Source organism: Nonomuraea lactucae (assembly GCF_003313395.1).
GTDB lineage: Bacteria > Actinomycetota > Actinomycetes > Streptosporangiales > Streptosporangiaceae > Nonomuraea > Nonomuraea lactucae.
On sequence record NZ_QNFZ01000162.1, the window covers coordinates 1 to 13435 of the forward strand.

At 69.8% G+C, this 13435-nt stretch carries 13 protein-coding genes and 1 tRNA gene; 6 read left to right on the forward strand and 8 right to left on the reverse strand.

All coding sequences use genetic code 11. The annotated features are described in order from the left end of the window. Positions 1–276: 276 nt before the first annotated feature. Positions 277–2796, reverse strand: a complete 2520-nt coding sequence (locus DQW85_RS10845; RefSeq protein WP_162794887.1) for a DNRLRE domain-containing protein — start codon at positions 2794–2796, stop codon at positions 277–279. 176 nt (positions 2797–2972) lie between these two features. Here DQW85_RS10845 and DQW85_RS10850 point away from each other — a divergent pair, with 176 nt between their 5' ends. Beyond that, positions 2973–3161 (forward strand): hypothetical protein, encoded by a 189-nt coding sequence (locus tag DQW85_RS10850; protein ID WP_113700220.1) that lies wholly within the window; start codon positions 2973–2975, stop codon positions 3159–3161. Positions 3162–3607: 446 nt separating this feature from the next. Here DQW85_RS10850 and DQW85_RS10860 read toward each other — a convergent pair. The 3 genes from DQW85_RS10860 to DQW85_RS46730 form a co-directional block, all read right to left on the reverse strand. Next, positions 3608–3680 (reverse strand) — tRNA-Ala (locus tag DQW85_RS10860). 14 nt (positions 3681–3694) lie between these two features. Continuing rightward, positions 3695–4423, reverse strand: coding sequence for an HAD-IA family hydrolase (locus DQW85_RS10865; protein WP_113700221.1), 729 nt, complete (start codon positions 4421–4423; stop codon positions 3695–3697). Between the two features lie 15 nt (positions 4424–4438). Further along, the gene (locus DQW85_RS46730; protein ID WP_240197081.1) at positions 4439–4558 is read right to left on the reverse strand and encodes a DLW-39 family protein; all 120 of its coding nucleotides are present in this window, start codon (positions 4556–4558) and stop codon (positions 4439–4441) included. 551 nt (positions 4559–5109) lie between these two features. On the opposite strand from DQW85_RS46730, the gene DQW85_RS10870 reads away from it, so the two are divergent. Next, the gene (locus DQW85_RS10870; RefSeq protein ID WP_113700222.1) at positions 5110–5319 is read left to right on the forward strand and encodes a heavy-metal-associated domain-containing protein; all 210 of its coding nucleotides are present in this window, start codon (positions 5110–5112) and stop codon (positions 5317–5319) included. Here the strand turns inward: DQW85_RS10870 and DQW85_RS10875 are convergent. Further along, positions 5316–6623 (reverse strand): MFS transporter, encoded by a 1308-nt coding sequence (locus DQW85_RS10875; RefSeq protein WP_113700223.1) that lies wholly within the window; start codon positions 6621–6623, stop codon positions 5316–5318. The two genes, DQW85_RS10870 and DQW85_RS10875, sit on opposite strands and share 4 nt — an antisense overlap. Positions 6624–6887: 264 nt before the next feature. Between DQW85_RS10875 and pdxR the strand changes: the two genes are divergently transcribed. Then, a complete protein-coding gene (gene pdxR / locus DQW85_RS10880; RefSeq protein WP_240197082.1) occupies positions 6888–8321 on the forward strand; it encodes a MocR-like pyridoxine biosynthesis transcription factor PdxR in 1434 nt (477 codons plus the stop codon). Here the strand turns inward: pdxR and DQW85_RS10885 are convergent. After that, complete coding sequence (locus tag DQW85_RS10885; protein WP_113700225.1) at positions 8284–8808, reverse strand: universal stress protein; 525 nt, start codon at positions 8806–8808, stop codon at positions 8284–8286. The two genes, pdxR and DQW85_RS10885, sit on opposite strands and share 38 nt — an antisense overlap. Positions 8809–8987: 179 nt before the next feature. Further along, entirely contained in the window at positions 8988–9707 is a 720-nt protein-coding gene (locus DQW85_RS10890; RefSeq protein WP_113700226.1) for a hypothetical protein, read from the reverse strand. Positions 9708–9948: 241 nt separating this feature from the next. On the opposite strand from DQW85_RS10890, the gene DQW85_RS10895 reads away from it, so the two are divergent. From DQW85_RS10895 to DQW85_RS10905, 3 genes are all read left to right on the forward strand, one after another. Next, on the forward strand, positions 9949–10482 hold the full coding sequence (locus DQW85_RS10895; RefSeq protein WP_162794888.1) for an MFS transporter: 534 nt from the start codon (positions 9949–9951) through the stop codon (positions 10480–10482). 75 nt (positions 10483–10557) lie between these two features. Then, the gene (locus DQW85_RS10900; RefSeq protein ID WP_240197083.1) at positions 10558–11088 is read left to right on the forward strand and encodes a copper chaperone PCu(A)C; all 531 of its coding nucleotides are present in this window, start codon (positions 10558–10560) and stop codon (positions 11086–11088) included. Next, a complete protein-coding gene (locus DQW85_RS10905; RefSeq protein ID WP_113700229.1) occupies positions 11088–12302 on the forward strand; it encodes a Dyp-type peroxidase in 1215 nt (404 codons plus the stop codon). Before DQW85_RS10900 ends, DQW85_RS10905 begins: the two co-directional genes overlap by 1 nt. Positions 12303–12376: 74 nt before the next feature. On the opposite strand, the gene DQW85_RS10910 is transcribed toward DQW85_RS10905, so the two are convergent. Then, the gene (locus DQW85_RS10910) at positions 12377–13195 is read right to left on the reverse strand and encodes a curculin domain-containing protein (RefSeq protein ID WP_113700230.1); all 819 of its coding nucleotides are present in this window, start codon (positions 13193–13195) and stop codon (positions 12377–12379) included. Positions 13196–13435: the final 240 nt, after the last annotated feature.

The window sequence follows — 13435 nt, forward strand, 5'->3', positions numbered from 1 at the left end:
ACGGCCTGCTGGACGGCTTCACCGCCGCCACCGGCCTAACCCTCGACCCTCCGTAACTCCAGCATTTCAACCTCGATTGCAGTCGTCCGGCGTCATCCTCTGGTACTCATAGATCGCCGGCGGAGGCTGGGGGTTGTTGTCATCGGCGGCCATTGCCGTCCGCGCCTCGGTCAACAACCGCGTCGTGGCCGCGGACATCACCGGAGTGTTCATGTCCGTCTGGATCTGTGTGGCGGTCTGGGCGCGGTTATAGATGCGGACCTCGTCGATGACTCCCTACTCGCCCCACTTGGTGTTGCCGCCCAGGTGTAGAGCGCCGCTGTCGTCGACCAGGCTTCCGGTCACGGCAGCGGTGGCGACCTGGGCCCCGTTCACATACAGCTGGGCATTTGCGCCGTCATAAGTAACGGCCACATGGCTCCAGGCGTCAACAGGCAGCGGGGAGGATCCGTTTAAAATGTGGTGCTGGATGGCGTCCGGCTTGAGCATCCAGGCTGACGGTAGACCATTTTCGTCAGAGGAGTAGAGGCCGTAGGCGGAGCCGTTGGCGTGGTCCTTCATGATCACCGTGCGATAGCCGCTGGCATCCGAAGGCTTGACCCAGGCCGACAGCGTCATCTCGTCGGTCAGCCGCAACGACGGGTTGTGCGGGACGGTCACCCAGGCATCGACGCCGTCGAACGACAGGGCGTTGCCGTACTTGCCTCTCACCCAGTGGGTCCCCTGAGCGACTCCGGCGTTGCCGTTCCCGGACGAGTCCGCCACAGCCGTCCCTGAGCCCTCCTCCATACCGTACGCAGCCACCAGACCTTCGCGTGATGCGTCGGCTGTCATGAACTCCCAGGTGTAAGGCGCCATGCTGTTGCCCGTGTAGTCAGAGGCCCCGATGACCTTGACCGAATACCGGCTGTCGGCAGCGAGACGCGCCGAAGGGGTGAACGTGAGTGTCTTATTCGCGTAGACAGGCGTTCCGGGTACGAGCGTACCGCTGGAGTCCTTCACGCTGATCTCGGCACCGGTCACTGCCTCGCTGAAGATGGCCTTGATCTGTGTCATGGCCGGGATACCGGTCGCGTCCCGAATCGGCGATGTCTCCACCACCGCAGGCGGATCCGTGTCGGGTTCGGGTTCGACCGGCGGGTCTGATTCATGCGGCAGGGGTTCCTGCTGCTCAGCCTCCTGGACGTCAAACTCGGTACCCGACTCTCTGGCCGCCTGGGCCTCCTCCCAGGTCGGGCCAATGGGGTCGGCTGTGACTGTCGTCGTTGCACGAGCGCGTAGGGGATCGTTGGCGAGGGCCTCGATCTCCTCGTAGGTCGCCACTTCGGGATCTCCGGCGTACCGCCAGGCAACTGAGCTCACTGGCCGCTCGGCGGGCGTGAACTCGATGAAGAGGACGGGGCCGCGGGGGGTGGAGGGGTAGGTGTCGTAACCGCCGTACTCGTCGGAGCGGTAGTAGCGCCAGTTCTGTGCGACGGTCTCTGTCGGCGAAGTGAGCCGGACGCCTTCATCGGGTTCGCCGTCCATCCATGCCTGGGTCATCTGCTCGATGGAGTAGTACAGCTCGCCTTCGCCCTCGGGGCAGGGGATGGTCGCACTGTAGGCACCCTTATTGCCGTACTGCCCAGCGGTGGCCACCGTCGGCTGATTGTTCCAGGTAATCTCGTTCACCGTCCACGCGCTGGTTATGCGGTGAGCGACGATGCCTGGGCTGTCGGTGTCGCTGCAGGTGTGCGAGTTGAAGTTGTGTAGACGCAGGTCAGCGTTGTGGACGGTGCCGCCTTCCAGCGGCGTGCCGTGGATGTTGAAGCGGATGTAGGTGCGATGGGTCTGGGTGCCGCTGTGCGAGCGGCCGGCCAGCAACCATTGAAGCGTCGCGTTGAGAGCCCCATCGGGGCGGACGTTGCTGACGTGGGTGTCGCCGGCGATCCCGGTGCCTTCCCACGTCTCCGAGGCCGTGGTCACCGTCACCGGGTAGGTAACTGCGGGATCGTCGAGGTAGGCGGACCCCGCGGTGAAAACGATGCTGTCGCCGGCAACTTCGGCCGCGGCCTGGTCGATGAGTCCCTTGTCGGGATCCTGCATCGCGGCGGCGTCCATCATTGGTGCTGCGGTCAGGTCGGCAATCTCCTTGCCCTTGGCATCCAGCACGCCGGGCGTTTTGTCCGGCCCATTGCCGAGCTTGAGGCCTTTGGGCAGACGCATCGGCACAGGGATCTTGAGGTCCTTGGCAGGCCGCTGCCGGATCACCACATCGTGCCGGAATCCGCTAGGGGTGACGGTAACGACCAGGTCGATACCTGGCCCGTAAGCCGAAGGATAGGTGGCGATGTTCCCCTTGACCATCGGCTTGGGTAACGCGGTGGGAGCGGCGATCGCTGCCCGGCCCTTTTCGCGAGTGTAGGTCACGGCGACGGTATCTTCACCCGCCGACAACACGAGGCCACCCAAGGCGGCCTTAGGCCGCAGGACGCCATTCTCCGCGACCAACGTGGTGTCGATCGGTCGCCAGCCGCCATCCTTCTTGATACGGACCGGGACACTGGACAACTCGGCGTGCACAGTCTTGCCGTCGGGGTTAGCGAAATAGGTCGCGGTCTCGGAGCGCAATGCCTCGATCTCGACGCGCTTATTGTTCTTCTTGGCCTTCACCATTGCGGCATCGGTTGGGCTTGCGGCGGGGCTCGGCGAAGTTTTGGAGATGGGAGTGGGGGGTGGCGTGGGGCGCGCGATCGCGGGTGCCGCCATCAGTGAGATGGGCAGCGTCACTGCGGCGATCAGGCAGACGCCGCGCATCAGAAAGGATAAGCCAGCTGTTGACCGTCGTGTGTTCACTCCAGCCATTCCGCAGACGAGACAAACCAAGCGATCATCACATAAGCCGCAAATAAAAGTAAAGACGGCTTCAGTAATTGGAAGGGCGCCATCCGTGACGATTTCCGGTCTGAGGGTGTTCGCATAGAAGGTGGAGCGTGTGTATCCCCGGCACCGGCCCCCTGGACCGCAGCGCCTGGACGCCGCCCTCCCGCCAGGCCCTGCGGCACCTGGCCACCGCCCGGCCCGCCTCCAGCCGTAACCGCGCAACCATTGGAAACGCCCTCGCCGTCCTGCGCGAGGAAGGGCTGGAGGAAGGGCTGATCGAGACCCGCCCGGGGGCCTGAGGCTTTGTCATCCGGACCCCCGTCACGACCGCGCTCCGTGCCCGTCAACGGGCACGCGACGCCGCCCGCGAAGCAGCAGGGGACAGCTGGCACGAGACCGGCCTCGTCTTCACCACCGCCAGCGGCCGACCGGTGGAGCCGTCCAACTTCCGGCGCAGCTTCGCAGGCGCCTGCGACAAGGCCAAGGTGCGCAAGCGTCCACGCCACCCGCAAGACCTGCGCGTCCTTACTCGTCGCCCTCGACGTCCACCCGCGCGTGGCCATGCAGATCCTGCGCCACTCGCAGATCTCGGTGACCATGAACATGTACAGCGAGGTCTCGTCCGAGGAGACGCGCAAGGCCCTCAAGATGCTGGGTGACCGTCTGGACTCGTAGCTGTATTCTGCTGCTGTACAAGATCGAAAAGGCCACTTCCCGATCATGGGAAGTGGCCTTTGACCTGCGGTGGAGCCTAGCGGATTCGAACCGCTGACATCCTGCTTGCAAAGCAGGCGCTCTGCCAGCTGAGCTAAGGCCCCTTCGGTCGAACAGCTTACCGGGCTGAAGCCGGTATGTGGTCCGGGGCCACGTCGTCCGTGAGGATCAGGCTGGGGAAGTCGGCTATCGAGTCGAGGATGTGGGTGGCGCCGCCCTTGAGGAGGCGTTCGCGGCTGTGGGCGCCCGTCATGACGCCGGCGACGATCGAGGCGCCTGCGCGGCGGCCGCAGAGCATGTCGCTTTCGGAGTCGCCGATCAGCGCCACCTGGCGTACGTCTTCGATGCCGAGGCGGAGGATGGCGTGAAGGACCATGTCGGGCCACGGGCGGCCGCGGCCGCCGGCGTCCTCCGGGCAGATGGCGAGGTCGATCTTGCCGTCCCAGCCGAGGACGCTGAGGACGCGGCTCATCGTGGTGCGGCTGAAGCCGGTGATGAGGGCGAGTTTGATGCCGGAGCCGCGGAGCTTGTCGATGACCTCGATCACTCCGGGCATGACGACGAGACCTGCTCGTTCGAGTGCGCCTTCGTAGGAGCGTTCGAACGTGAGGTTCGCCGCCTGGGCCTGGGCCTCGTTGCCGGGGAAGATCCCTCGGAAGACATCGATCTTGGGGCAGCCCCGGGACCGGTGCACGTGAACCATGGCACGCGCGTAGGCTCCCGTCCCGGGGACTATGCCCTGCGTGGCGATCGCCTCCGCGAAGGCGCGCTCGACCATGTCGATGTCACCGACTGTTGTGCCAGCCAGGTCCAGGCACGCCAGCTGGATGGGGACGACGTCACTCATCGCCTCGCCAGGCGATCAGTTGTCGCTGCCGGTGGCCTCGGTCCAGAGATCGAGCTCGGCGCGATCAGCCTGCACCTTGCGCCAGATCAGCAGCCCCCCAAGGGCGACCAGCGCCAGAACAAGCAGCTTCTTCACGGTGTGACCCCACTTCTTCGATGGCCTCACCTGCTGGGTGAGACCCAACGGTAGACATGCAGCCTAGCAAGGGATGGGTGCGCTCCCTGTGTTGCGCACGGGACAGATGTACGGAATGTGCAAAGTATGGCCAGGCAGGCGGGGGTGGGGTGGGGTGCGCTCCGCCTCTCGCGAGCTCCGGTTGGATCAGGCACAGGGAGTGGTTTGGTACGCGGCTCGGTGGGGGTTGCGTCCGCTCGTGGGTGGGCAAATGGTGATATTTCGGGGGGAGGTTGGATCTAGGTCTGGCGGGACGGTCATCGGTGAAGGGGGCGGCGGCGCTTTTCGCTGTGCGTGGCTGGGGAGAGCGGGAGGGTTGGCGTGAAGGAACGGGAATCTCGCCTGGGCGGTACCCGTTCTCTTCCCCGGGCATGGTCTCCTCCTGCTCCGGGGTGCCGTCCTGCTCCCGGGTTCCGTCCGTCCTGCTCGGGGTTCGGGCGATCGGCTTGGATTCGTGGATACCCTGGGGAGGTACGGTGTAGCCTGGCTTGCACTGGAATGGAGGAGGCACCGTGAGCACTGCAACCTACACCGTCAAAGGGATGACCTGCGGCCACTGCGTCAGTTCGGTGAAGGAAGAGGTGGCCGAGGTGGCGGGGGTGACGTCGGTCGAGGTGGACCTGTCCACCGGGCTGCTCACGGTGGGCAGCGAGAGCCCGGTTCAGGATGCGGCCGTCTTCGCGGCCGTAGAGGAGGCGGGGTACGAGGTGGCCGCGCGTTAGCGCGACGGCGTTCGCGGCGGTGACTGCGCCGGGCGGGTGCGTTCCGCCCATCTGACCGCCGGCGCCATGGCCGCGCCAGCCGCCAGGAACACCGCGCCCACCAGCAGCCAGCCGGCCGCGCCCCAGCCGATGACCACCGTGGTGAGCACCGCGGGGCCGAGCATCCTGGCCAGGGCGGTTCCGGTGCCGAAGAAGCCCTGGTACTGCCCCTGCTTGTCCGCCGGTGCCAGGCCGAACGAGATCTCCCAGGCGCCCGAGGCCAGCAGCATCTCGGCGACGACCTGGAGCACGACCGCCGCCAACAGCACCGCCCCGGCGAGCCAGGCCGAGGATCCGGCCGCCGACAGGGCGAACACCGCGCAGGCCGCCAGCATGATCAGGCCGGCGTGACGTACCGCCGCCGAGGCTTCCGGGAGGCCCCGCACTCGCCTGGCGACGCGAACCTGGAAGAGCAGGACGCCACCCGTGTTCACCAGGAACAGGGCCGAGACCAGCCAGGCGGGCGCGGCGGTGCGCTGGGTGATCCAGAGCGGGACGATCAGGCTGAGCAGCGGCATGTAGAAGAGCATCACCGTGTTGATCAGGGTGATCAGTGCGTATGGGCGGTCGCGGAGGACGGCCAGTCTGGGGGTGGTCTGGGTGATTGCCCTTTCCCCGGCCGTCCCCACTGTTCCAGTCCGTACCGGTGCCGTGGTCCCACCAGGTACGGGGGCCACCGCGGGGAGGCGGAGGAGGATCAGGGCGGCGGTCAGGAAGCCGGCGACGTCCACGGCGAGGATCGTGAGGTACGCCTCCCGGCTCCCGAAGTGCAGCGCGAGACCGCCCAGCGCGGCTCCGACGGCGAGGCCACCGTTCAGCGTCGACTGGAGGGTGGCTCGTACCTCGGTCCGCTTGGCCGGTTCGATCAGGGCGGCGAGCAGGGCCTGGCGGACGGCCGACAGGCCCGTCTGCGCGGCGCCGTACAGGCAGGCCACCAGCACGAACAGCGCGAACGACCGGATGAGCGTGAACGACGCGACCGCGGCGGCGGTGGAGATCGCGAGGAGCACGGCGACCCCGCGTGGGCCGCGGCGGTCGGCCAGGTGGCCGAGCGGCACCCCGGCGACCGCGCCGACGGCCCAGCCGAGCGTGAGCCCGAACCCGATCTCCCCGGCCGAAAGGCCCACGATCCTGGCGAAGTAGAGGGCCGAGGTGACGAGGTACGCGCCGTCGCCGATCGAGTTCGTCAGCTGGGCGAGGGTGAGTGTCCGCCGGACCGCCGTCGAGGAGCGCGCGGGCGGCGTGTGCGTGGTGGCCGGTGTCAACGGATCAGGCCTTGGACGGCTCGGGGGTCACCGGCCTGGGGGTCACCGGCTCGTGGGTCACCGGCCCTGGGGTCACCGGCTCGGGGGTCACCGGCTCGGGGTCACCGGGTGGAGACGCCCGTCCGGTCGCGGGTCGAGAGTCTTTGGGGCGGCCCCGCCGGTGAGCTTCGCACGTTCTGTCATGACGCCAATCTTGAGGTCTATCTTGTCCTGTTATAAGCGCCAATTTCCGGTGAAGTGATTGGGCCAAGCATGGACGTCCACGTGACCCTGACGGGCCGCGGCGACCTCGCCGCACAGGTGTACCGCCAGTTCCTGGAGGCGATCCTCGACGGGCGGCTCCGGTCGGGCGAGCGGCTGCCGCCGACGCGCGAGCTGGCACGGCAGCTGGAGATCTCGCGCAACACGGTGGCCGTGGCCTACGACCGGCTGGTGGCCGACGGGTTCCTGGTGGGGCGGGCGGGTGCGGGGACGTTCGTGTCGGCGGAGCCGGTGCGGAGTAGGGCGGCGCCGCGCGGGGTGGTGCAGCCGCGCGCCCTCTGGCGTTCACTCCCCGATGTGGTCGCGCCCACGGCCCCGGCGGAGTACGACTTCCGGGTCGGCGTACCGGATCCGCGGCTGTTCCCGATGGAGGCGTGGCGCAGGCTCGTGGCCCGTGAGCTGCGCGCGAACGCGGCGGCGGCAGGGTACGGCGACCCGTCGGGGCACGAGGGGCTGCGGGAGGCAATCGCGCGGCACATCGGCATCAGCCGTTCGGTGCGGGCGGGAACCGGTGACGTGCTCATCACCAACGGCGCGCAGCAGGCGCTCGACCTCATCGGGCGGGTGCTGATCGAGCCGGGGGCCTGCGTGGCGGTCGAGGAGCCCGGCTACCGGCCGGCGCGGCTGCTGTTCCGCTCTCTCGGCGCGCGCGTCGCCGGGGTGCCCGTGGACGGCGAGGGTATCGACGTCCCGGCCATCCCGAGCACCGCTCGGCTGGTGTACGTCACCCCGTCCCACCAGTTCCCGCTCGGCACGCCGATGTCGCTGGCGCGGCGCGCGGCGCTGCTCGCCTGGGCCGAACGGCGGCAGGCCGTGATCATCGAGGACGACTACGACAGCGAGTTCCGCTTCGGCGACCGCCCGCTGGAGCCGCTGCAGAGCCTGGACCGGGCGGGCAGGGTCGTGTACGTCGGCTCGTTCTCCAAGGCGCTGCTGCCGGCGCTGCGGCTCGGCTTCCTGGTCGCGCCCGCCTCGCTCGCGCCCGCGCTGCGCGCCGCCAGGCAGCTGACCGACTGGCACGGCGCGCTGCCCACGCAGGCCGCGCTCGCGCGCTTCATCGACGAGGGCCTGCTGGCCCGGCACATCAGGAAGGCGACCCGCGAGTACGCCGCCAGGCACGCGCTGATCGCCGACGCCCTCTCGCGGGACGAGCGACTTCGCGTGGTGCCGTCGGCCGCGGGCCTGCACATCTGCGCCCGCCTGGCTGCCGGCGTGTCGGTACGGCCGGCGCCCGGCTTGGCGGTTGACCCGCTCGAGGCGCACTGCGGGGAGGAGCCGGCCCAGCACGGCCTGATCATCGGCTATGGCGCCATCCGGCAGGACGCCATCCCGGGGGGCCTGCGGCTGCTGCGCCAGTCGCTGCGGCCGGCGAAAGACCGGCCCGTGAACGAAGCGTCGGCTACGGCTGGGGGTGCCGGCGGCTCCAGAAGCGCCTGACCCGCTCGCCCGAATGCTCGGGCTCTTCGGGCGGCGAGGGCTGCTGCACGATGACGAGCGTCGCCTTGGCGTGACGCGCGCAGTACATGCTGGTCGAAGGCAGGAGGATCCGGCTGAGCAGCCCGCGCCTGCTGCGGCCGAGCACGAGCAGGTCACCCTCGCGGGCCAGGTCGACGAGGTGGTAGCCGGGGTCGCCCACCCTGCCGACCACGACCGTCCGCAGGTCGTCGGGCACCCCGCCCGCCACGTCCTCGAACGAGCCCGCGATGATCTCGGCGCACCGGGCCTCCTCGCCCGCCTTGATCGCGTGCTGCACGGGCAGCGCCTCGGGGAACGGATGGACCGGCGCGCGGCTCACGTGCACCGCCACGAGCGCCATGCGGTGCAGCCGGGCCGCGCCGATGGCCCAGGCCAGGGCCCAGCGCGAGGCAGGCGTCTCGTCCACCCCGACGATCAGCCTCGCTCCGCCGGGCAGGTCGTGATCCACGGCACACCCTCCTCACAGGGGTACTCGACCATAGTGCTCCTTGCCGCTGGTTACCTGAAGGTGGCAATTTGCGAACTTTGGGATCGCCGACGGACGCCGACACACAGGCACACCACTCTGGAGGCCCCCATGGGCGACGGCAAGTCCATCGTGTTGTCGCGGCGCGTGTTACGCGACCTTCAGAGAAGTGTGAGGAGCCCTTCGAACAGCGTCCCGCGTTCGTCGGTGGTCAGGCACTGGTACGGCTGCGCGGCCCGGCGGTTGGTGTCGTCCTCGATGCCGTCGCGCCGCGGGCCGCCCTGCAGGTCGACGATCGTGCCCGCCGTGAACCCGGCCGCCTCCCAGGCGGCGGCGTGGGCGTCGGCCCGGTGGTAGCGGAGCGCGGCCAGCCGGTTGAACAGCAGCACCCCCGCCGGCGTGCCCTCCGGCTCGTACGGCGGAGCCATGACCTCCAGGGCGCCACCCCGGTCGCGCCCGGCGTGGCACAGGACCCGGCCGGCGAGAGCGGCGAGGGGCCCCAGGTCGTGCGCGGCCCAGATGCGCCGGGTGGTGGCGGCGTGCACGGCGTAGAGCCCGTCGATGAACGCCAACCCCCTGGGCGCGACGCGAAGGAGTCCTTCCCGGCCCTCGGTAACGGTGTCCTGGTCGAGGTGGTCGCGGATCTCGGCGTCGAGGTCGGCGGCGCTGCCGTACCGGTAGACGGCCGACAGCTCGCGGCGGGTGAGGGGGCGGAGCGGCAGCACGTAGCGCAGGTCGGCGAGGAGTCCAGGAGTTACGCCGCACGACTCGGCGTGGGCGGCGGCCGCCTGGCGAGCCGAGGCGTGGACGTTCACGTGGACCGCGTTGACGACGGGAGCGATCGCCGCGGCATACGTTGACAGATCCTGAATTGTCGGCATTGCGCGTCATTATGCCTGCGATCCGCAGCGAATCAGCAGTAATCAGAAGTAGTCAGCAGTAGTCAGCAGTTATTTGCGGTTGGTCGCAGGCGTCCCGCTCCAGCGTGGGGTCGGTTGTTCGGGCCGGTTCCGGCGTGGGGTCGGTTGTTCGGGCCGGTTCCGGCCGTCGCGGGCTTACTGCCGGGTTCGATCAGCGGGCGGGGTGGGGTCGTGGAATGATGGCGGCACTGTGTCCGCGTCCATGCCGTTCCGCCTCCTGCGCACCGCGGTGTTCGCCGGGGTGTGCCTCGGGCTGGGCTGGGGGGCGCACGTCTTCGCGGGTGGCGCGGTGTCGCCGGGGGCCATGGCCGGCGCGCTGGGCGCGGCGTTCGCGGTGGCGTACCCGCTGTCGGGACGCGAGCGGACGTTCGGCGCGATCCTGCCCCTGCTCGGCGGACTGCAGGTGGCCATGCACGTGGCGTTCTCGCTGGCGCACGCCGCCTCACCGATCGAGGTGATGGCGCACGTCCACTCGGGGCTGGTGCCGGGGCTCGGCATGCTGGTGGCGCACGCCTGGGCCACCGGCCTGACCGCGCTGTGGCTGGCTCGGGGCGAGGCGCTGTTCTGGGCGCTGCTGCGGCGGCTCGCCGTTCGCCTGCTGGCGCTGCGCCTGCTCGCCTCGTGGACGCCTCTCCTCGCGCCTCCTGGCAGGGTGGAGCCGCCGGTGCTTCGCCCGGCCGTGCTGCGGTACGCGGTGAGCAGGCGGGGACCGCCGAGGGCTATCGAATTCGCCTGACATTTCCCGTTTTCGATAGCTATGTCCGGACGGGCTGCTTCGGCATGCCCGCGTCCGGCCGGAAAGGCGTCCCCCGTGTTCTCGCACCGTTTCTCCCGTCATGTCCTGATACTGGCCGCCGTGGCCGCCCTTGGCGCGTGCGGCTCTCAGCCCACCGCCCAGACCACCACCGCCCCCACCGGTGCCGCCACTCCCGCCGCGGCCGGGAGCGCGCTCACCATCACCGACCCCTGGGTCAAGACCACCAAGATGGGGATGACCGCCGCGTTCGGCACCCTGGTCAACACCACCGACGCCGACATCGCGGTCGTGGCCGGGACCTCGCCGCTGTCGCCGAAGATCGAGCTGCACGAGGTCGTGGAGTCTGGCGGCAAGATGGTCATGCGGCCCAAGGAGGGCGGGTTCGTGGTCCCGGCCCGCGGCACCCACGAGCTCAGGCCGGGCGGTGACCACATCATGCTGATGGGCGTCACCGAAGAGGTGAAGCCGGGGGCGCGGATCCCGTTCACGCTGACGGTCAAGGACGGCTCGCCGCTGGAGTTCACCGCGGTGGGCAAGGACTTCGCCGGGGCCAAGGAGGACTACCAGCACGGCGCCGGGCACTGATGGCGTCCGGGATCAGCCGGCGGGCGCTGCTGGCCGGGGGCGCCACGCTGCCGGTGGCGGGCGGGCTGACACGGGACGGCGCCTCCACCGTGACACCCGCCAAGCCGACCGCGATGCACACCACGGGCCCCGCCGCGACACACACCGAGCCCACGGCCGTCTCCGCCAGGGCCGTGGAGCCGTTCGACGGCGCGCACCAGGCGGGGATCGCCACCGAGCCGCAGGCCCACGCGGTGTTCCTCGGGCTGGATCTGCGGCCGGGCAGTGACAAGGAGGCGATCGTCCGCCTGCTGCAGTTGCTCACCGACGACGCCCGCCGCCTCACCCAGGGGCGGCCGGCGCTCGCCGACACCGAACCCGAGCTCGCCGCCGACCCCGCCCGGCTGACCATCACGTTCGGCTTCGGTCCGGGACTGTTCGCGTCCGCCGGGGTGAAGTCGCCGGTGGCCGCGCTGCCCGCGTTCTCCATCGACCGGCTCGACAGGCGGTGGAGCGGAGGCGACCTGCTGGTGCAGGTCTGCGCCGACGACCCGGTCACCGTCGCCCACGCGCTGCGGATGGTCGTCAAGGACGCGCGGTCGTTCGCGCGGGTGCGGTGGACCCAGCGCGGATTCAGGCGCAGCGCCCACGCGCACTCCCCCGGCACGACCCAGCGCAACCTGATGGGCCAGCTCGACGGCACGGTCAACCCCGCGGACCTCGACCGGGCCGTGTGGATCAGCGAGGGGCCCGAGTGGCTGCGTGGCGGCACCACCTTGGTGCTGCGCCGCATCCGCATGAACCTGGAGACGTGGGACGCCGCCGACCGCGTGGCCAGGGAGTTCACGATCGGGCGCCGCCTGGATACCGGCGCCCCGCTGACGGGCCGGGCGGAGCGCGACGAGCCGGACTTCTCCCGCCTCAACCGGCTGGGCTTCCCCGTCATCCCGGAGTACGCCCACATCAGGAGGGCCAGGGTGAACGATCCGGGGCAGCGCATCCTGCGCAGGCCGTACAACTACGACGAGGGGGTGGCGGCCGATGGCAGCTCGGACTCGGGGTTGATCTTCGTGTCCTATCAGGCCGACATCGGCCGCCAGTTCATTCCCGTGCAGCGCAGGCTGGCCGAGGGTGATCTGCTCAATGAGTGGATCACTCCGGTCGGCTCCGCGGTTTTCGCCGTCCCGCCGGGATGCGCGCCGGGAGGCTGGATCGGGGACCGGTTGCTCGCCTGACGCGAGCCCGGCCCGCCCGCCTGCGCGGACGGGCCTGCCGGGGGAGGTGGGCCCGTCCGCGGGTCTTCAGGGCGTCAGTTGCCGCCGCCGGTCTCGGTGGACCAGAGCGGCTCGCCGCCCTTGGAGTAGATGACGGCGTTGCCGTCGTTCTGCACGGCCAGCCAGGCGCCGGGGTTGCGGCCGGTGTTGCTGGCCCACAGCGCCTTGCCGCCGGCGGACCGCACCACGAGGTTGCCGTCGGGCTGCATGGCCGTGAACACGCCGTCACGGCTCTGGGTCTCGGTGTCCCACAGGGGCCGCGAGCCGCTGTAGAGCACGAGGTTGCCGTCGATCCCCTGGACGAACTTGAACTTGCGGTTGAGGGAGCGCACGAAGTCACCGGCCTGGAGCCGCTGGCCGGGCAGCAGCTTGGCGATCAGCGTGTGGCGGCTCCACAGCGGCTTGCCGTCCTCGTCGTACAGGACGAGGTTTCCGTCGTCCTGCACGGCCAGCCTGGCGCCGTCCTGGCCTCCGGTGTGCGAGTCCCACAGCGGCTTGCCGCCCTGGCGGACGACCAGGTTCCCGTCAAGCTGCATCACGGTCACGGCGCCGTTCGCACCGGCGGTCGCCGTGTTCCAGAGGACCTTGGCCCCGTTGCGCAGCACCAGGTTCCCGTCCTCCTGCTGCGTCAGGACGTACTCGCCGCCGTTCGAGCGGACGCTCTGACCGGGCTTGAGGGTCTGCCCCGGCCACAGCCACCCGGTCTTGACCGAACCGGTCCTGACCGAGGCGCTCTTGGCCACCGCCTGATGGCCGGGATCGCCCCAGGCGGCGGAAGGCGCCGCGGCCGTCACCGTGAACGCGGCCACGGCCGTCACCAGGGATGCCAACGCCGCGCGTCCGAGATGTCCCATTAGTTGTTCTCTCCCTTGCCTGTCGGGACACCGATGCAACCAGGGGCGCGGCAGCCGGATCCCTCATTTCAAAAAGCCTCGAAACGAGGGGCCGGTTCTAGAGGGGCTGGTACTAGAGAAGTGCGCCACAGCCGCGGCCGTCCCGGGGCGGCGGGCAAGGAGAGTGGCCGCCTCGCCGGGCGCGTCCTGCCCGGGTGCCGCCGGGAGCCAGCCGCCGTCGCAGCCGAGGAGCGCGGCCAC

What these genes read in the sequence shown, in the direction of transcription:
- DQW85_RS10845 (WP_162794887.1), bottom strand. Translation starts at nt 2,796, where the DNA reads ATGCGCGGCGTCTGCCTGATCGCCGCAGTGACGCTGCCCATCTCACTG.
- DQW85_RS10865 (WP_113700221.1), bottom strand. Translation starts at nt 4,423, where the DNA reads ATGAGTGACGTCGTCCCCATCCAGCTGGCGTGCCTGGACCTGGCTGGC.
- DQW85_RS10890 (WP_113700226.1), bottom strand. Translation starts at nt 9,707, where the DNA reads ATGCCGACAATTCAGGATCTGTCAACGTATGCCGCGGCGATCGCTCCC.
- DQW85_RS10895 (WP_162794888.1), top strand. Translation starts at nt 9,949, where the DNA reads ATGCCGTTCCGCCTCCTGCGCACCGCGGTGTTCGCCGGGGTGTGCCTC.
- DQW85_RS10905 (WP_113700229.1), top strand. Translation starts at nt 11,088, where the DNA reads ATGGCGTCCGGGATCAGCCGGCGGGCGCTGCTGGCCGGGGGCGCCACG.
- DQW85_RS10910 (WP_113700230.1), bottom strand. Translation starts at nt 13,195, where the DNA reads ATGGGACATCTCGGACGCGCGGCGTTGGCATCCCTGGTGACGGCCGTG.